Source organism: Microbacterium sp. CFBP9023, from assembly GCF_034045055.1.
In the GTDB taxonomy this organism is placed as follows: domain Bacteria; phylum Actinomycetota; class Actinomycetes; order Actinomycetales; family Microbacteriaceae; genus Microbacterium.
The window spans coordinates 1,732,324-1,749,795 of the sequence record NZ_JAXCWI010000001.1 but is presented as its reverse complement, the minus strand read 5'-3'; the positions used below and the strand labels follow the sequence as shown (position 1 = coordinate 1,749,795).

Below are 17,472 nucleotides of genomic sequence, written 5' to 3'. Positions count from 1 at the left end.
CTTGCGAACGAACGTGGTCGCCTGCCAGTCCGGATCTCCGGAGTTGTGGAGCACACGCGCACGCAACCCCGGCCGCCCACGCCACACAGCCCGAGAAGTAGGCTGAGGGCATCATGGACGAGTTCATCCAGGGCTTCTGGAACTTCGCGGGGCACTACTGGTGGCTCGTCTTCCCCATCATGGGCATGGCCGGCGGCGCCGCGAAGGCGTGGGAGCGCAACTCGAAGCGTCGCCACGAACGTCGCATCGAGACCCTGCGACTGAAGGCCGAGATCAAGACGGCTCAGCTCGAAGCCCGCACCGGAAGGGCGAGGCAGGCGGGACCGGCGTTCGTCGACACTCGTGCTTCCGTCGCACCGAACACCCTGCTCGAGCGGCTCTTCTCCGAGCACGACGAGATCACCGCGCGGTGGCTCGACTACGAGCTCGACGTCGCGAAGCTCATCGCCTTCCCCGCCATGAGCGACGGACGCCAGCCTCTGGTCGCGGCGTTCCTTCGGGCCAAGAGGACGGCGGATGCGCTGCGCCCGCTCTCCGCTGACGCAGCCGTGACGGAGCAGCAGGTGTCGGAGTACCTCGACGCCGTCGGTGCGTACGCCGTCGCATTCGAGATCGCCGAGAAGGATGCCCGGCGGCTGCGCGACTCGACCTTCACCGAACCCGAGCGCAAGCGCCTCGACCGCGCGCAGCAGCTGCTCAAGGTCGCCGTCGACGAGTCGGCCACCCAGGCCGAGCGCAACGTCGCCTACCGACGCGTGCGCGACGAGCTCGAGGGCCTGATCCTGCTCAGCGACGAGGCCGTGCAGGTGCTCGAGAAGCAGGTCGCGCGCGAGCTCCCCGCACATCCGTCGACGGGCACCGTCACGGATGCCGCATCGACGACGCCCGCCCGCGCCGGGGCCGTCTCCGATCCGGAGCCCGAGAAGATCCGGCTGCCGTCGCCGACGACGGCTCCCGACTCCCCGGCCCGGACTGACGCGTCTGCACCCCTGCGCGCGAACACGAACGACGACGGCGAGAATCCCCGATGATCACGAGATTCGAAGAGCTCGACTGGCAGGAGACCCCGATCGGCGAGCTGACGCTGCGTCGCCGCACCGAACCCGCTGTCGGCCAGGAGATCTACGAGGTCAAGCTCGGTGACGAATACCTGATGTCGAGCCTGTTCACGGTGGCGGAGGAGGAGCTCTCGAATCTCGGCCTGGCCGCTGTCGCCGGCGATGACCTCTCTGTGCTGGTCGGCGGCCTGGGGCTCGGATACACGGCGGTCGCGGCGCTGCGTGACGACCGCGTGGCGTCGCTCACCGTGGTCGACCGGCTCGGCGCGGTGATCGGATGGCACCGACGGAAGCTGCTGCCCGTGTCGGCGGAACTTGTCGACGACCCGCGCACGAGCCTGGTCGAGGACGACTTCTTCGCCGTGGTCCGCGCAGCGCCCCCGGAGGGCCACCGCGGCTACTCCGCGATCCTGCTCGATGTCGACCACTCGCCGCGCCACCAGCTCGACCCCACGCACGCCGACCTCTATACCGCGGCCGGCCTGCGCGCACTCGACCGGCACCTCGCCTCCGGTGGCGTCTTCGCACTGTGGTCGGATGATCCGCCCGACGATGCCTTCATGGACGAGATGCGTGCCGTGTTCGACGACGCCGTCGCCCACGTGGTCGACTTCGCGAACGCGGTCACCGGTGGGACGTCGTCCAACACCGTGTACGTCGGGCGCAGCCGCGGCGCAGCGGAGCCGACGTCGTGACCCCGAAGACGGTGGTCCTCACGGGCGCATCCGACGGGATCGGTGCGGCATCGGCACGCCAGCTCGCGGCATCCGGCCACCGACTCATCCTCGTCGGACGATCTATCGAGAAGACACGCGCCGTCGCCGCAGACACCGGGGCCGAGTGGTTCACCGCCGACTTCGCGCGACTCGACGACGTGCGCGAACTCGCGACGAAGATCGCGGATGCCGTGGGCGACGGCGGCATCGACGTGCTCGCGAACAACGCCGGCGGCATCTTCGGCGATCAGACCCCGACGGTCGACGGCTTCGAGAAGACGCTGCAGGTCAATCACCTGGCGCCGTTCCTGATGACGAACCTGCTGCTGCCGCAGCTGCGCACCGGTCGCGCGGCGATCATCAACACCTCGAGCGTCGCGCACCGGCTGTTCGCCAAGCTCGACATCGACGACCTCGACAACCTCAAGGACTTCAGCGCGAACCGCGCCTACGGCGATGCGAAGCTCGCGAACGTGCTGTTCACGAAGAGCCTGCACACGAAGTTCCACGGCGAGGGACTCCGCTCGGTCGCCTTCCACCCCGGCACCGTGCAGACCAACTTCGCCTCGGACTCGAACACGCTCATGCGGTTCGTCTACCGAACCCCGCTCAAGCGACTGCTGCTCATCAGCAGCGAGAAGGGCGGCAGCACGCTCAGCTGGTTCGTCGAAGGCACCCCGGATGACACCTGGATCTCGGGCGAGTACTACGACGAGCGCGTTCTGACCCGGCGGGTGAACCCGATGATCGAGGATGCCGCACTGGCCGAGGCCCTGTGGCAGAAGAGCGCCGAACTCGTCGGGATCGACGCCGCCTGACCGCATCCTGATCGCCGGCCGTTCGCCCCGCTGTGTTGCGACCGGAACCACGAGCGGACGCAGCCGGACCGGTGGATCGACCCCCAGCAGGCAGGAGTATGCTGGCACACCGGGTCACATGACCCGTTCAGAGCGCGAGAGGCGGTGATGGCGATGTCCGGTGATAGTTGCGACGCCGCCTTCGTTGCGTCGCGTCTGACGGCATCCGTGCGTTGAGCTCCGGCTCCGCACCTGCACGTCCTGCTCCGCAGCCGTCGGCGGCGTCTTCCGCCCCCTGACGAATACTGCGCACGCCCCCTCTGACCCGGCGTGCGCCTGCGAGAACGGAGCCAGCCATGGCCCTCATCGACAACGGCGTGTACGTCCACGGACGTCGCGTGGAGACCCCGAAGAACCTCGACGAGACCTACCGGTCGCTCGATGCCCACGGCGGCATCGCCTGGATCGGCCTCTACCGACCGAGCCCTCAGGAGGTCGCCTCGGTCGCGCGCGAGTTCGACCTGCATCCGCTCGCGGTCGAGGATGCCCTCTCGGGTCACCAGCGGTCGAAGGTCGAGCGCTACGGTGACACGCTCTTCGCCGTGCTGCGCCCCGCCCGCTATCGCGACGAGCAGGAGTCGATCGAGTTCGGCGAGCTGCACCTGTTCGTCGGCCCCGACTTCGTGGTGACCATCCGGCACGCCGAGTCGCCCGACCTCGTGGGCGTGCGTCGTCGCATGGAGGCGCACCCCGACCTGCTCGCGATGGGCCCCGAGGCCGTGTTCTACGCGATCCTCGACGAGGTCGTCGACGGCTACGAGCCCATCGTCACGGGGCTGCTGAACGACATCGACGAGATCGAGGACCAGCTCTTCGGCGACAGCGACGACGACGCCCTCTCGCGGCGCATCTACGAGCTCTCGCGCGAGGTCATCAACTTCCAGCGCGCGGTGCACCCCCTCGCCGGGATGCTGGAATGGCTGCGCCGCGGATCCGAGAAGTACCGCATCGATGAAGAGCTGCAGCGCTCACTCCGCGACGTGCTCGACCACGTCATCCGCGTGAACGAGCGGGTCGACTCGTTCCGCGCGATCCTCGAGAACGCCCTCACGGTGCAGTCGGCTCTCGTCGCACGCCGGCAGTCGGATGCGAGCCTCGCCCAGAACGACGAGATCAAGAAGATCTCGTCGTGGGCGGCGATCATCTTCGCGCCCACCCTCGTCGGCACGGTCTACGGCATGAACTTCGACGTCATGCCCGAGCTGCACTGGGCGCACGGCTATCCGATGGCGATCGGCGCGATGGCCGCCTTCGCGGTCGCCCTCTACGGGGTGTTCAAGTACAAGAAGTGGCTGTGACCCCCGGCGGGCTCAGCGGTCGTCGCCGCTGAGCCTGTCGAGCAGCTCGTCGAGATCGTCGAACTCCAGGACCTCGACGTCAGCGGCATCCCGGTCGCGCACCTCGATGTTCGCGACTTCGAGGTCGTCGTCGAGCTGCACCAGGATCCGCGAGTCCGGGAACTGCTTCGGCGCATCGAAGGCGATCAGCACGGCATCGGCGAACACCACCACCGAGGTGGCTTCGAGATCGTCGCGCAGGTCGACCTGCTCGATCACCGGCTCGTCGTCGACGGCCTCGTCGATGTCGTCGGCGACCTCGTCGATCACCGCCCGCCACCGGGTCTCGGACACCGACAGGATGCGGGTGATCGCCGCGATCAGCGCGTCGTCGTCGAGGGTCTCCTCGTCGTCCTCCAGCTCGGGGTCGACGTTGACGGTGACGACCGCGCCGGCGGCATCGATGGTGGCCCGCCCGTAGACGAGACCGTTCTCGGCGACCGGATCATCGAGCAGTCCGCTGTCGACGATGCGGGCGAGGAGAGTGTCGAGCAGTGGGGAGGACATGGCACCAGTCTTCCACTCTCGCCGCCGCTAGGCTCTAGGGCGTGCCGAATGCTGACTCCCCCGCCTCCGCCGCATCCGACCTCCGCCGCATCGCGGCCTCCCTCGCCGGCGTCGAGCCGCTGAACTGGGTCATCACCGGAGACTCCATCACGCACGGCCTGCTGCACACGCAGGGCGGGCGCAGCTACTCCGAACATCTGCACGAGCTGATCCGCGGCGAGCTCGGGCGTGTGCGCGACATCGTGATCAACACCGCGATCAGCGGCAACCGGATCATCGACATCCTCGACGACTGGGACCGCCGCGTCGCGTCATGGCGACCCGATCTCGTGACGCTGATGATCGGCACGAACGATGCCTCCGACGGCGGGCCCCGTGTCGTCATCGGAGCCGACGACTACGCCAGCTCACTGCGCGAGTTCGTCGCGCGGGTCAGGGCGCTGGGGGCCATCCCCGTGCTGCAGACCCCGCCGACCATCGACACGGCGAACGCGCCCGAACGCGCCCGGATCGCGGAGTTCGCGGATGCCGTGCGCACCGTCGCGGCATCCGAGGACGTGATCCTCGTCGACCAGCACGCGCGCTTCACCGAGCTGGGCAACGGCGGAGTTCCGTGGGGGCTGATGGGCGACCCGTTCCATCCGAACGCCGCCGGTCACGCCGCGCTGGCTCTCGAACTCGCGAACGCCCTCGACATCTGCCCGCAGCCCGACGCCGATCGCACCCTGCCGCTGCTCGAGGCGCAGGTCGCGATGGCGCGCCTGAACGGCTGAACGGCTGAACGGCTGATCGCGGCGGTCGCCCCGCCCGGGTGAGATCACCCCCCGCAGCGCCCCGAACCCCAATACGCTGAGCGCATTCGCAGACGACAGCGGGGGTGGCGACGTGTCTCATGTGGTGGCGACGGGCGCAGGCAAGGCCATGATGGAGCGGCGGAACGATCCGACGCACGACTACATCCTCGGGCTCACCCGCAAGGAGAGACCTCGAGTGCTGTTCGTCGGCACGGCGACGGGCGATGACGCGGCATACATCGTGAGCTTCTACGCGACGTACGACTCGGACCGCTGCGCACCGCATCATCTGCCCCTCTTCCACCGATCGGTCGACGACGGCGACGACGAGGAATCGCGAGTCGCGATTCCTCGGCGACCAATGCCTCGTTCCGCTTCGACCAGATCGCGGCACTGTACGAGCTGATCGCGCAGGCGCGCACCGCCTCGGTGTCGCCGCTCGACGGCATCCGTCGCCTGAACGAGATCGGGGCGATGCGTCCACGGCTGGGCTGGGTCACCCGCACGTTCGGGCATGCCGTGCTGACGACCGGCTTGGCGCTGCTGCTCGCCCCCACCTGGCAGGGCGCGATCGTCGCCTTCGTCCTGGGTGCGGGCATCGGGCTGCTCAAGCTCGTGCGCTCGCCCACCCTGCAGCTCGTGATGCCGATCGCCGCGGCGTTCGTGTGCGCCGCCGCGGTGTTCCTGCTCGCCGAGGTCATCGAGATCGGCGATCCGATCCGACTGCTCATCGCCCCGCTGGTCACCTTCCTGCCCGGAGGCGTGCTGACGACCGCGACCGTCGAGCTCGCGGCGGGGCAGATGATCTCGGGCGCCTCGCGTCTGATCTACGGCTTCGTGCAGCTCGCCCTGCTGGCATTCGGCATCCTGGCGGCAGGCACCGTCGTGGGTGTCGAATCGCGCTCCTACGAGCCGCTCGAAGCGGCATCCTTCCTACCGTGGTGGGTCGCGCTGATCGGCATCCTGGTGTTCGCGCTCGGCAACTATCTGCACTTCTCGGCCCCCACCTCGACATTCGGGTGGGTGCTGCTGGCGCTCGTCGTGGCGTACATCGGACAGTGGGTCGGCACCGCGCTGCTCGGCGCGACCCTCGGCGGATTCGTCGGGGCCGTGGCGATGGCACTCGTGGTGTTCTGGATCGCCTCGCTGCGCCGCGGCGTCCCGGCGCAGATCACGTTCCTTCCGGCGTTCTGGCTGCTCGTCCCGGGCGCTGCGGGACTCGTCGGACTCACCGAGGCCGTCGCCACCGACAGCGGCCTCGCCGACTTCATGGCGGCGCTGCTGTCGATCATGTCGATCGCTCTCGGAGTGCTCATCGGCACCGCGCTGTATCGGGTGGTGCACCACGGGGCCGAGGAGATCGTGCAGTTCGCCGTCGCTCCGCCCACGGTGGTGTCCGAGGCGCCGCGGCGGTTCCTCGACCGGCTGCTGCCCTGGCGGCGCGCTCGCGACTGAGCCGCGCTCGCGCTCAGCCCGCCCGCGGATCGCTCAGCCACCCGGGCGGCAGCAGCCCGCGCAGCACGAAGCGCGACCGTCAACGCGGCCACCGGGCGGCTTCCGAGAAAGTTCAGTATTCGGTGTTGCTAAGTACCGGTACTCAGTGTTACTTTGTACCGGTACCCAGCAACACTGAGTACCGAACCAACGAAAGGAGGCTCTCATGGGCAAGCAGATGACCGAGATGCTCAAGGGCACACTCGAGGGCATCGTCCTGGCACTCCTCGCCGAGCAGCCGGCTTACGGCTACGAGATCACCAGCCGCGTGCGCGACCACGGATTCACCGACATCGCCGAGGGCACGATCTACGCACTGCTGGTGCGCGTCGAGCAGAAGAAGCTCGTCGACGTCGAGAAGGTGCCGAGCGAGAAGGGACCGCCCCGCAAGGTGTACTCCCTGAACGCCGCAGGCACGCAGGAGCTCGAGGAGTTCTGGAAGACGTGGAGCTTCCTCTCCGAGCACATCGAACAGCTGAACACGAACAGCACGAACAGCACGAACACGAACAACAAGGAGAACTGACATGGCCGCCAAGTGGATCGAAGCGCTCACCGGATCGCTCGAGCAGAAGAAGCAGTACCGCGATGCGAAGAAGCGCATCGACGCCCTCCCCGAGCCCTATCGCACGGTCGCCAACGCCCAGCACCGCTACACGATGTATTACGGGGGCATCACCGACGGCGACATCCTCGTGCAGATCTTCCTCGACCTCGCCGATCTGTGGGAGCGCGCCGCCATAGACGGCACCCCGATCGACGACATCGTCGGCGACGACCCCGTCTCGTTCGCCGAGACCTACGCCGAGGCGTACGGCGGAACCCACTGGATCGACAAGGAGCGCGCCCGCCTCGTCACGGCGGTCGACGACGCGAAGAAGAAGGAATCACGATCATGAACGCACCAGCGATCGCCGTTCGCGGCATCGAGAAGTCCTACAAGGACCTCCACGTGCTGCGAGGCGTCGACTTCGAGGTCGAGAAAGGGACGATCTTCGCCCTCCTCGGCTCGAACGGCGCCGGCAAGACGACGATGGTCCGCATCCTCTCGACGCTGCTGAAGTCGGATGCCGGCGCAGCCACCGTGCAGGGGATCGACGTGGCCGCCGACCCCCTCGGCGTCCGTCAGCGCATCAGCCTCACCGGTCAGTTCGCCGCAGTGGACGAGATCCTCACCGGACGCGAGAACCTCGTGCTCGTCGCCCAGCTGCGCCACCTGCCCGACCCCGGAACGGTGGCCGACGAACTGCTCGCGACGTTCCGGCTGACGGATGCCGGGGGCCGCAAGGTCGGCACCTACTCCGGCGGTATGCGCCGCCGACTCGACATCGCGATGAGCCTCGTCGGGAATCCCGAGGTGATCTACCTCGACGAGCCGACCACCGGTCTCGACCCCGAGGCCCGCATCGAGGTGTGGGACGTGGTGAAGAAGCTCGCGAACACCGGCACCACCGTGCTGCTCACCACGCAGTACCTCGATGAGGCCGAGCAGCTGGCCGACCGCATCGCGATCCTGCACGAGGGTCGGATCATCGCCAACGGCACCCTCGCCGACCTCAAGCGGCTGCTGCCCGCGGCGAAGGTCGAGTACGTCGAGAAGCAGCCCACCCTCGAGGAGATCTTCCTCACTCTCATCGGACCGAAGTCGGGTTCGACCACCGGAAAGGAGAACGCAGCATGAGCACGCACTTCGCCGCCGATACGGCGACACTCACCGGCCGCTCGATGCGGCACATCTTCCGCAGCCCCGACACGATCATCACGACGGCGGTCACCCCGATCGCCCTGATGCTGCTGTTCGTCTACGTCTTCGGCGGGGCTCTGCAGACGAGCACCGGGGTCGACAATTACGTGAACTATCTGCTTCCGGGCATCCTGCTGATCGCGATCGCGTCCGGCATCGCCTACACGGCGTTCCGGCTCTTCACCGACATGCAGAGCGGCATCTTCGAGCGCTTCCACTCCATGCCGATCGCCCGATCGAGCGTGCTGTGGGCGCACGTGCTCACATCACTCACCGCGAACGCCATCACGCTCGCGATCATCTTCGCGGTCGGGTTCGTGATGGGATTCCGCACCGGGGCGAGCGTCTGGGCCTGGCTCGCCGTCATCGGCATCCTGATGCTGTTCACCCTGGCGCTCACGTGGCTCGCGATCATCGCGGGGCTCAACGCCAAGACGGTCGACGGGGCGAGCGCGTTCTCGTATCCGCTGATCTTCCTGCCGTTCATCAGCTCGGCCTTCGTGCCGACCGACACGATGCCGGGTCCGGTGCAGTGGTTCGCGGAGAACCAGCCGGTCACCTCGATCGTCGACACCATCCAGGCGCTGTTCGCCGAGCAGCCGGTCGGCACCGACATCTGGGTCGCTCTCGCCTGGTGCGTCGGCATCCTGGTCGTCGCCTACGTGTTCGCGATCATCTCGTACCGCAAGAAGGTCAGTTGAACGTCTGCAGTGAGACGGAACGCTCCGTCCGGGCCCCGCGCCCGGCCGGGGCGTTTCGCCGCGCTCGGCGTCGGCTTCTTCTGCGCACTCCCGCGCCCCTCGTGCACTCACTCCCGCACCCTCGTGCCTTCATGCGGGAGGAGATCTGCGATTCGGAGGATGAATCTCGGCAATGTGCCCTCCCGATCGCAGATCTCCTCCGGAACGCCGGTGGGGGATGCCGGATGCCGGGCAGCGGATGCGGATGCCGGGCGCCGCGGCCTACCGCAGCCCAAGGGGACCGAGCACGACGGACTGGCGCGTGCGCACCCACACCCCGGCGCCGTCGCGCCGTTCGGCCCGCGTCGCGAAGCGGTAGCGGTATGACACGGCGCGCACCCACCGCGGAGGTTCACCGTCGAACGGGTCGGACCGCAGCAGAGCGAGCGTCGGAGCATCGGCCTCGAGCAGTCGCAGCAGGAAGACCGTGAACCAGTCGTCGAGCGAACGGCCGAGCGGCAGGAACCACATCAGCCAGTCGAGGCGCAGGTGGTACGGCGCGAACTGCCCCGGGATGCGTCGCACGTCGCCCGGCTTTCCCTTGAACTCGTACTCGCGCCACAGCAGACCGTCGTCGTCGACCGATCCCTCGACGACGATCTCGACCCGCTGCTTCGTGACCGTGCCGAACGCTCCGTAGGCGTTGCCGATCTGCCACCGGTTGAAGCTCGCGTTCATCAGCTGCCGCCGCGCGAACAGGTTGCGCAGGGCGGGCCCGCTCAGCGCCACGACGAGCACGCCCACGGCCGCCGTGAGCACGAACCAGTACAGCGGGATGCCGGGCCACAGCGTGTCGTCCATCGCATCGTCGCGCGGTGCCGCGCCCACCCCCGGCAGTCCGATCGCCGAGAAGGCGATCACGATCGTCACCCAGTTCAGCCAGGCGAAGTTGCCTGTCGCGACGAGCCACACCTGGGTCGCGATCATGATCGTCGCGGCCACCGCCCCGACGATCTGGGGCACGGGACCGGGAATCCAGACCGACAGCAGCGGAGCGAACACGAAGAAGGGCACGACGAGCTGCGCGACGTGGTTGCCGACGACCTCGGCGCGATGGAACCACCGGGGCAGCAGATGGGCCTGCCTGCTGAGCGGCCCCGGCATGGGCTGCGTCTCGTGGTGGTACATCAGCGCCGTGAGGTCACGCCACTCCCGCCCGCCGCGGATCTTGATCATGCCGGCACCGAACTCGACACGGAACAGCAGCCACCAGAACAGCACGATCACGACGGTCGGCGGAGGCTGATCGTTCGAACCGAGGAAGGCGGCCAGGAACCCCGCCTCGAGCAGCAGCATCTCCCAGCCGAACGAGTAGAAGGTCTGACCGATGCTGACCACCGACATGTATCCGAGCCACAGCGCGAGGAAGCACAGCATCGGCACCCACGGCGGACCCCACTGCGGGATGCCGACGACCAGCGCCGCGGACACGACGATCCCTGCCCCGCACAGCAGTCCGAGCCTGCGGTCGGAGTACCGGACGCGGAGGAAGAGGGTCGGATGCAGCATCCGCCGTCGTGACTCCTTCTGCCCGATCCAGTCGAGCAGCGCCGGTGCCGGCAGCAGCCCGTGCTCGCCGAGCAGCGGTCGGAACTGGTTCAGAGTCGAGATGAACGCGACGAGATAGAGCGCCGCGACGCCCCGTTGCAGGACCTCGCGGGCGAACCCGAAGTCGACCGCCGCGAACCCGTCCACGGCCACAGGCTAACCCCGGGTGCGACAGGTCGAAGAGGGGGTTGCGCGTGCCGGGTGGCGCCGTGTCGGGAGTCGCCGTGTCGGGAGACGACCAGCGATCGGGAGGAGAACGGCGATCGGGAGGAGGATCCACCGGGGACCCCCCTCCCGAGTGCAGATCTCCTCCCGATCGCAGACGACTCGACCCGGGTCAGCTGACGGCGTCGAGCACTTCCTCGCGACGCCCACGCCGTGCGCGACGGATCTCCAGCGCGACCACGCCCGCGATCGCGAGCGCGATCAGCAGACCTCCGGTGAGCGTGAAGCCGTGCGACCCCGTTCCGCCCGCGGCCGGCAGCTCGAACACCGGGACGTCCCGCACCGACACCGTGCTGCCGGCGAGGGTGACCTGCGGACTCGACTGCCCGTCGGCGATCGACAGCACACCGGCCGCCGACACGATGATCTTCACCGGCTCGGCGAGGAGTGAGAACCCTTCCGGAGCCGTCGTCTCTTCGAGCCAGTACGTGCCAGGGCGCAGGCCAGCGGCGGTGAACAGCCCGACCTCGGCCCCGGCGATCAGCCCGGGAGTCACCGGCGCACCGGGAACCCCCGCGGCGTCGGCGAGCAGCCGGAAGCCCGACCCGTCCATCCGCACCCAGTCGCCGTTGACGTCTTCGCCGAGCTTCTCGACGATGAGCGAGGCCAGCACCTCTCGCGTGGTCGCGTGGGCCGGATCGGTGTCCGTCACCCGAGCCCCGCCCGACGCCGGCTGCCCTGAGGCGGTCGCCGTGTTCTTGTGCAGCACGCCGCCCGTGGTCGGGGCGGGGTAGGTCGCGGTGAACACGACCGACTCCCCCGGATCGAGCGTGCCGTCCCACGCGCCGACGGGAAGGATCGAGGCGGCCGCGATGACGTCATCCGCGAGCTGCACGGCGGTCAGCACGACATTGCCCGTGTTCGTGACCCGGAACTCGAACCTCATCGCCGATCCGGCGTCGACGGCGACTCCCGGCGCGGTGTTCGCGTCGTCGCCGTTCACGAGCTTGACGACCTCGATCGCGGGTGCCGCCGCGGCGAGGGTGAGGATGTAGTCCTCGACCTCACCGGACTGCGAGATGCCTCGCGGGTCAGCCACTTCCGCAGCGGTGAACGACGTGCGCAGACGCAGGTACGTGTCACCCACGACGGCCGTGCCCGGCACCGTCCACGAGAGGTTCACCGAGGTCGCACCGGCGAGGAAGGCGGCCTGCACCCGCTCGGTCGCATCGAAGATGCCGTTCTTGTTGAAGTCGATCCATCCGGCGACCGTGCCGGGCGACGTGGTGCCCGACAGCGGGATCGGCAACGAGTACGCGGTGCCGCGGATCGCGCGCGGAGCCCGGATGCCGTCGGCGATCGCGTCATCCGTGTCGAGCGAGGCTCCTGCACCGGCGTTCGGCGAGAGCGTCGGCTTGGCCGTCGCGTCGGCATCCGACGTGATGCCCGCACCGAGGCGCAGCGGACCCTGGACGTGCACCGCGGCCTGAGCGGCGTCGTAGCTGCTCGGCGCGTCGCCCATGTCCTCGTGCAGCCGGATCGAGAGCCGGATCAGGTCGCCGAGGCTCTTGCCCGGGTCGTAGGTGTTGTACCCGTTCGCCCAGCCACCCGCCGCCGGCGCCCGCTGGATGTGCGTGCCGAGATTCATGGTGACCGTCTGGAAGGTGCCCTTCAGCACGACGGAGCCGCAGCCGGCGAGCGCGGTGCTGGTCATCGTCCGCCCAGCCAGCTCGGCCGCAGTGGGGAGCATGGTGTTGCACCGCGAGCTGCTCGTCTTCGTCGCAGCGGTGAGCGTGGTGGGGGTGACGCTGAGGTTCTGCGCGCCGGCGATCGGAGCGAAGGTCACTCCGGGTGTCACGATGTCCATCTGCATGGCGATCCAGCCCGCGGCTGTGCGGTCACCATCGGCATCCGTCTTCATCGTGAATCCGTTGCCGGTGATGATCTCGCAGAACGTGTCGGCTGTATTGCGCTCCTCCACGCACTGCGCGTAGCCGCCGAGACCGGAGATGTCGATGATCGGATCCGTGACCGCGCGGCTGAATGCCACCGTGAGGGTGCCGTTCTTGTTCGCGCAGTAGCCGGAGAAGTCCAGGCCGTCGCACATGCCGGCGCCCGCCTCGAGTCCTACCGTCGGCGTGGTCGCGACGTCCAGGCCGGGCGCGAACATCGCGTTGGTCGCGCCGTATCCGTTGTGCGGCGTGGTCGCCAGGAACTGCACGCCGGCCGAGCCCGACTTCGTGGTCGCCGGGTTCACCGTCAGTGTGGCCGTGACTCCACCGCGGTAGTTCATGGTCGCGCTCGTCGCGGTGCGCGTCGTGCTCAGCGCTTCCTCGATGGCCTCTGCCGGCTGCTGCGTCATCGGCAGCCCGCCGGCGAGCAGGATCGCGCCCATGAGCGCGACTCCGAGGATCGTTCGGAGGCGACGGCGCCCTCGGGGTACGCGTGCGGATGCCGGTGCGGGTGCTGTCATGAGGTCCTCGAATCACAGGGACATCTCGCAGGAGTTCCGGGATCCGAGCTACGGACCGATGCGCATGGCAATCAGCCCCGGCGAAGCATGTCTGGGGTGTCGTCGATCTTTCGACGGCACTCACAAGACGTGGGGCTCGCGACATCGTGACGGGGGTGCATGGCCGCTGTTTCGGTACATCAATACACCCGCCCAGACACAGCGATGGGCGGAGGATCCGTGACAGATCCTCCGCCCATCGGAGGGGAGTCCACCCGCGTGCGGACGGACTCGTTCCCGTGAGTCAGGTCAGCTGACGACCCAGTCGAACTGGTCGCCGTTCTCCTCGAGCCACGCGTCGATGGCATCCGCTTCCTTGCCCTCGCCGTACTCGTTCACGACCATGTCCTCGAGCGAACCGTACTGCTCGTCGTCGAGCTTGATCTGCTCGATCAGCTCGGCGGCCTCGGGGAACTCCTCCGCGAAGCCCTTCGTGCCGAGGAAGTGCAGGGCCTCGGACTCGCCCATCGCACCCTTGGGGTCTTCGAGGTCCTTCACGGGGAAGGCGTCGTTGGCCCAGAACGGACGCCACAGCGTCACGACGATGTCCTCCTGCTTGTCGGTCGCCGACTTCAGCTCGGTGAGCATCGCCGCGGTCGACGAGGTGACGAGCTCGTACTCGCCGTCGAGACCGTACTCCGGCATCATCTTCTGGGTCTGCGCGGTGAGGCCGGCACCCGGCTCGATGCCGTAGATCTTGCCGTCGAGCTCTGCGCCCTTGCCCGCGAGGTCCTCGATCGAGTTCAGGTCGGAGTACTCCGGAACCGCGAGGGTCAGCTTCGCGTTGTCGTAGTACGCGCCGAGGTCCTCGATGTCGTCGCCGTACGTCTCCATGTACTCGGCGTGGGTCAGCTCGGGCCAGGCCGACGGGTACATGTCGACATCGCCCTGCGCCAGGCCGGTGTACAGCGGACCCGCCTCGGTCAGCGTCTTCATCTCGACCGTGTAGCCGATCTTCTCGAGCTGGTCCTGCAGCAGGTATGCGGTGCTGAGTCCGTCGGTCCACGAGGGCAGGAACCCGAGGGTGATCGTGCCCTTGTCGCCCGAACCGGACTCGCTGCCGCCGGTGTCTCCGCCGGTTCCGCCCATGCCGTCACCGCTGCAGCCGGCGAGGGTCAGTGTCGCTGCGGCGCCGATCGCCGCGATGGTCAGGATCTTCTTCTTCATGTGTATGTCTCTCGTTCCGTATATATAGGTGCTGTGTTGCTGTGTACTGCGTGTTCTCTTGTGCGGAAGGGATGAGTCAGTGCACGCCGCCGCCGACAGGGGCGCGGCGCGGGGAGGCCTTCAGTCGCTCGGCCTCGGCGTCGGCATCCAGCGCGTCGGCCGCGTCGGCCGATGCGGGAGCGGATGCCGTCGCCGTCGTGTCCGCCTCGGCGGATGCGGCATCGAGACGCTTCTGCGTGCGGCGACGCGCCAGCATCCCGAGCAGCGACGAGCGGTTGCTGCCCAGGTCGCCGAGGGCCGCGGTGACGCGGTCGAGGAAGACGGCGATGAGCACGACGCCCAGACCGGCCTCGACGCCCTTGGCGATGTTGATGGTCGAGATCGCCTCGACGACGATCTTCCCGAGGCCGTCGGCGCCCGCCATACCGGCGATGACCGCCATCGACAGCGCGAGCATGATGACCTGGTTGACGCCGGCGAGGATCGTCGGCATCGCGAGCGGGAGCTGGATGCCGCGCAGGATCTGACCCGGCTTGGCGCCGAATGCCTGACCGGCCTCGACGGTCTCGGAGTCGACTCCGCGGATGCCGAGCTCGGTCAGTCGCACACCCGGAGGCAGCGCGAAGATGACGGTGGCGACGAGACCGGGCACGACGCCGATGCTGAAGAACACGATTGCCGGGATCAGGTAGACGAACGCCGGCATCGTCTGCATGAAGTCGAGCACGGGCTTGAGCACCGCGCGCACGGTGGCGTTGCGGGCCGACCAGATGCCCAGCGGCACCGCGATCAGCACGGCGATCACCGCGGCGACGAGCACGAGGGCGAGGGTCTGCATCGCGGGGACCCAGAGGCCCATGGCCACGATCAGACCGAACGAGACGATCGTCCCGATCGCGAGCTGCCACGAGCGCACGAGCCACGCGATGAACGCCGCGATCAGGATGATGACCACGAAATGCGGGCTCAGCAGGGCGCGGGTGAGGCCGTCGACCAGGAAGCTGACCACGAACGAGATGACGTCGAGCAGACCGTCGAGGTTCGTCTTGATCCAGTCGACTCCCGTTGCGACCCAGCTGCCGAGAGGAATGCGGAAACCATCCATCAGCGCACCTCCTCCGTCGTCGTCGCGACCGGCAGCGGCTCGGCCGTCCATCCGTCATCGAGCACGGCATCGATCTCGGCCTGCGGCATCGGAAGAAGCGGCAGGGTGAGCTCGCCCGTGGCACCGGGGCCGGGGCCCAGGGCTGCGAGCAGGGTGATGCGTGGGATCACGCCGACGAGGCGCCCCTCGGCATCCACCACGGCCAGAGGCAGCGGCGATTCGACGGAGGGGATGAACAGGTTCATCAGCACCTCGTCCTTGCTGACGCTCTGCGGCGCCGGCTTGATGATGGAGTCGAGGGTCGACACCCCCTGGCGCACGAGTTTGACGGCATCGCGGTCGGTGACGATTCCCAGCAACTTGCGGTCGCGACCGGTCACGTAGGTGGCCGACATGAACGCGTCGCGCATCTGGCGAAGCGCCGTGCGGGGGCCGGCGGTCTCGGCGACGACCGGGCGCGGGCGCTCCATGACGTTCGCGGCGGTGAGCACGCGAGCGCGGTCGACGTCCTGCACGAACTGCTCGACGTAGTCGTTGGCGGGGTCCGTGAGGATGTCCTCGGGCGTGCCGATCTGCACGATGCGACCGTCGCGCATGACAGCGATGCGGTCGCCGAGGAACATGGCCTCATTGAGGTCGTGGGTGATGAAGACGATCGTCTTCTGCAGCTTCTCCTGCAGTTCGAGGAGCTGCTCCTGCATCTCGCGACGGATCAGCGGGTCGAGGGCGCTGAACGCCTCGTCCATGAGCAGGATGTCGGAGTCGGCGGCGAGCGCACGGGCGATGCCGACGCGCTGCTGCATACCGCCCGAGAGCTCGGACGGGAGCTTGTCGGCCTGGCCTTCGAGACCCACCAGGGTGAGGATCTCCTCGGCCTTCTTCAGTCGCTCGTCCTTGCCGACGCCCTTGAGCTCGAGCGGATAGGCGACGTTCGCGGCGACCGTGCGGTGCGGCAGCAGGGCGAAGTGCTGGAACACCATCGAGACGCGGTCGCGGCGGATCTCGCGGAGCCGTGACGACGGGATGCCCGTGATCGGGTCGCCGTTCACGATCACGGATCCGTCGGTCACATCGTGCAGGCCGTTGAGCATGCGGATGATGGTGGACTTGCCGGAACCGGAGAGCCCCATGATCACGAAGATCTCGCCGCGGTTCACGGTGAAACTGGCGTCGATGACGGCGGCGGTTCCTGCGTCGCCGACGGCGGATCTGCTCTCACCGGCCTTGAGTCGACGGACGGCACTGCTCGGATTCTTCCCGAACACCTTGTACAGATTGCGCGCTTCAAGAGCGATTTCGGACACGTTTCCCCTGCGGCTCGCCTTCGGGTGGCTGAGCCTGCTTCGGTTACGCCCGGGTGATCCTCCCGGCCGTTTCGAGTTGGAGCTGTGGCGGCGCGGACGGCGGATTTCGGATCCACCGCGATAGAGCATCGACCGTACGTCCACGCCTCTTCGCAGCACAGCACATTCGAAAGAAGGACGTGGTCGCGGACTGGTCTTCGGGCCGTCAGGCCCACCAACCAACGTAACGAAATGGCCGGTCAGGGGCAAATCCACGATCCCTAGTGCCGTTCAGTTTCGTCGGCTGACCGGGGGATTGCGCGGGTTTCGGACGCGGTCGCGGCGCAGTTCTGGTCGGCGATTTCGGTCGGCCGTTCGCGCCTGCGTCGGCCCGATCCCGAGCATTCGGCCGCGGGAAGTGCGTGTGACCGAACGACGCCCAGTC

At 68.0% G+C, this 17,472-nt stretch carries 17 protein-coding genes; 11 read left to right on the top strand and 6 right to left on the bottom strand.

All coding sequences use genetic code 11. From position 1 onward, the window contains the following. Positions 1–113: 113 nt before the first annotated feature. The 4 genes from SOM10_RS08550 to SOM10_RS08535 all read left to right on the top strand — a co-directional run bounded on the left by SOM10_RS08550 (position 114) and on the right by SOM10_RS08535 (position 3,929). Positions 114–1,031: a hypothetical protein gene (locus tag SOM10_RS08550; protein ID WP_320489497.1), complete on the top strand. Its 918-nt coding sequence runs from the start codon at positions 114–116 to the stop codon at positions 1,029–1,031. Next, positions 1,028–1,753 carry a spermidine synthase gene (locus SOM10_RS08545; protein WP_285363645.1) on the top strand — a complete coding sequence of 242 codons (726 nt, stop codon included), beginning with the start codon at positions 1,028–1,030 and terminating at the stop codon, positions 1,751–1,753. The genes SOM10_RS08550 and SOM10_RS08545 overlap by 4 nt, the downstream gene beginning before the upstream one ends. Then, on the top strand, positions 1,750–2,592 hold the full coding sequence (locus SOM10_RS08540; protein WP_320489496.1) for an SDR family NAD(P)-dependent oxidoreductase: 843 nt from the start codon (positions 1,750–1,752) through the stop codon (positions 2,590–2,592). The genes SOM10_RS08545 and SOM10_RS08540 overlap by 4 nt, the downstream gene beginning before the upstream one ends. 335 nt (positions 2,593–2,927) lie before the next feature. Further along, positions 2,928–3,929, top strand: a complete 1,002-nt coding sequence (locus tag SOM10_RS08535) for a magnesium and cobalt transport protein CorA (protein ID WP_053098377.1) — start codon at positions 2,928–2,930, stop codon at positions 3,927–3,929. A 12-nt stretch (positions 3,930–3,941) separates the two neighbouring features. On the opposite strand, the gene SOM10_RS08530 is transcribed toward SOM10_RS08535, so the two are convergent. Beyond that, positions 3,942–4,475 (bottom strand): hypothetical protein, encoded by a 534-nt coding sequence (locus SOM10_RS08530; RefSeq protein WP_053098376.1) that lies wholly within the window; start codon positions 4,473–4,475, stop codon positions 3,942–3,944. Positions 4,476–4,516: 41 nt separating this feature from the next. On the opposite strand from SOM10_RS08530, the gene SOM10_RS08525 reads away from it, so the two are divergent. The 7 genes from SOM10_RS08525 to SOM10_RS08495 all read left to right on the top strand — a co-directional run bounded on the left by SOM10_RS08525 (position 4,517) and on the right by SOM10_RS08495 (position 9,208). Next, positions 4,517–5,248 carry an SGNH/GDSL hydrolase family protein gene (locus tag SOM10_RS08525; protein ID WP_320489493.1) on the top strand — a complete coding sequence of 244 codons (732 nt, stop codon included), beginning with the start codon at positions 4,517–4,519 and terminating at the stop codon, positions 5,246–5,248. 112 nt (positions 5,249–5,360) lie between these two features. Further along, entirely contained in the window at positions 5,361–5,675 is a 315-nt protein-coding gene (locus SOM10_RS08520) for a Type 1 glutamine amidotransferase-like domain-containing protein (RefSeq protein ID WP_320489492.1), read from the top strand. Continuing rightward, positions 5,576–6,724, top strand: coding sequence for a threonine/serine exporter family protein (locus tag SOM10_RS08515; protein ID WP_320489779.1), 1,149 nt, complete (start codon positions 5,576–5,578; stop codon positions 6,722–6,724). The genes SOM10_RS08520 and SOM10_RS08515 overlap by 100 nt, the downstream gene beginning before the upstream one ends. A gap of 205 nt (positions 6,725–6,929) precedes the next feature. Further along, a complete protein-coding gene (locus SOM10_RS08510; RefSeq protein ID WP_053098373.1) occupies positions 6,930–7,289 on the top strand; it encodes a PadR family transcriptional regulator in 360 nt (119 codons plus the stop codon). 1 nt (position 7,290) lies between these two features. Further along, positions 7,291–7,662, top strand: coding sequence for a DUF1048 domain-containing protein (locus tag SOM10_RS08505; protein WP_053098372.1), 372 nt, complete (start codon positions 7,291–7,293; stop codon positions 7,660–7,662). Continuing rightward, positions 7,659–8,444: an ABC transporter ATP-binding protein gene (locus tag SOM10_RS08500; RefSeq protein ID WP_056275960.1), complete on the top strand. Its 786-nt coding sequence runs from the start codon at positions 7,659–7,661 to the stop codon at positions 8,442–8,444. Before SOM10_RS08505 ends, SOM10_RS08500 begins: the two co-directional genes overlap by 4 nt. Next, on the top strand, positions 8,441–9,208 hold the full coding sequence (locus tag SOM10_RS08495; protein WP_053098370.1) for an ABC transporter permease: 768 nt from the start codon (positions 8,441–8,443) through the stop codon (positions 9,206–9,208). The genes SOM10_RS08500 and SOM10_RS08495 overlap by 4 nt, the downstream gene beginning before the upstream one ends. A 261-nt stretch (positions 9,209–9,469) precedes the next feature. Here the strand turns inward: SOM10_RS08495 and SOM10_RS08490 are convergent, their stop codons facing one another. From SOM10_RS08490 to SOM10_RS08470, 5 genes are all read right to left on the bottom strand, one after another. After that, complete coding sequence (locus SOM10_RS08490; RefSeq protein WP_072592168.1) at positions 9,470–10,942, bottom strand: lipase maturation factor family protein; 1,473 nt, start codon at positions 10,940–10,942, stop codon at positions 9,470–9,472. 190 nt (positions 10,943–11,132) lie between these two features. Further along, positions 11,133–13,433: a GEVED domain-containing protein gene (locus SOM10_RS08485; protein ID WP_320489489.1), complete on the bottom strand. Its 2,301-nt coding sequence runs from the start codon at positions 13,431–13,433 to the stop codon at positions 11,133–11,135. 288 nt (positions 13,434–13,721) lie between these two features. Next, a complete protein-coding gene (locus SOM10_RS08480; RefSeq protein WP_053098368.1) occupies positions 13,722–14,639 on the bottom strand; it encodes a glycine betaine ABC transporter substrate-binding protein in 918 nt (305 codons plus the stop codon). Between the two features lie 76 nt (positions 14,640–14,715). Then, positions 14,716–15,744, bottom strand: coding sequence for an ABC transporter permease (locus tag SOM10_RS08475; RefSeq protein WP_056277616.1), 1,029 nt, complete (start codon positions 15,742–15,744; stop codon positions 14,716–14,718). Continuing rightward, complete coding sequence (locus tag SOM10_RS08470) at positions 15,744–17,048, bottom strand: quaternary amine ABC transporter ATP-binding protein (RefSeq protein ID WP_053098367.1); 1,305 nt, start codon at positions 17,046–17,048, stop codon at positions 15,744–15,746. The genes SOM10_RS08475 and SOM10_RS08470 overlap by 1 nt, the downstream gene beginning before the upstream one ends. Positions 17,049–17,472 lie beyond the last annotated feature (424 nt).

Excerpts from the sequence above, each read along its gene's own strand:
- SOM10_RS08550 (WP_320489497.1), top strand. The coding sequence starts at position 114 with ATGGACGAGTTCATCCAGGGCTTCTGGAACTTCGCGGGGCACTACTGG.
- SOM10_RS08545 (WP_285363645.1), top strand. The coding sequence starts at position 1,028 with ATGATCACGAGATTCGAAGAGCTCGACTGGCAGGAGACCCCGATCGGC.
- SOM10_RS08535 (WP_053098377.1), top strand. The coding sequence starts at position 2,928 with ATGGCCCTCATCGACAACGGCGTGTACGTCCACGGACGTCGCGTGGAG.
- SOM10_RS08530 (WP_053098376.1), bottom strand. The coding sequence starts at position 4,475 with ATGTCCTCCCCACTGCTCGACACTCTCCTCGCCCGCATCGTCGACAGC.
- SOM10_RS08510 (WP_053098373.1), top strand. The coding sequence starts at position 6,930 with ATGGGCAAGCAGATGACCGAGATGCTCAAGGGCACACTCGAGGGCATC.
- SOM10_RS08505 (WP_053098372.1), top strand. The coding sequence starts at position 7,291 with ATGGCCGCCAAGTGGATCGAAGCGCTCACCGGATCGCTCGAGCAGAAG.
- SOM10_RS08500 (WP_056275960.1), top strand. The coding sequence starts at position 7,659 with ATGAACGCACCAGCGATCGCCGTTCGCGGCATCGAGAAGTCCTACAAG.
- SOM10_RS08495 (WP_053098370.1), top strand. The coding sequence starts at position 8,441 with ATGAGCACGCACTTCGCCGCCGATACGGCGACACTCACCGGCCGCTCG.
- SOM10_RS08485 (WP_320489489.1), bottom strand. The coding sequence starts at position 13,433 with ATGACAGCACCCGCACCGGCATCCGCACGCGTACCCCGAGGGCGCCGT.
- SOM10_RS08480 (WP_053098368.1), bottom strand. The coding sequence starts at position 14,639 with ATGAAGAAGAAGATCCTGACCATCGCGGCGATCGGCGCCGCAGCGACA.
- SOM10_RS08475 (WP_056277616.1), bottom strand. The coding sequence starts at position 15,744 with ATGGATGGTTTCCGCATTCCTCTCGGCAGCTGGGTCGCAACGGGAGTC.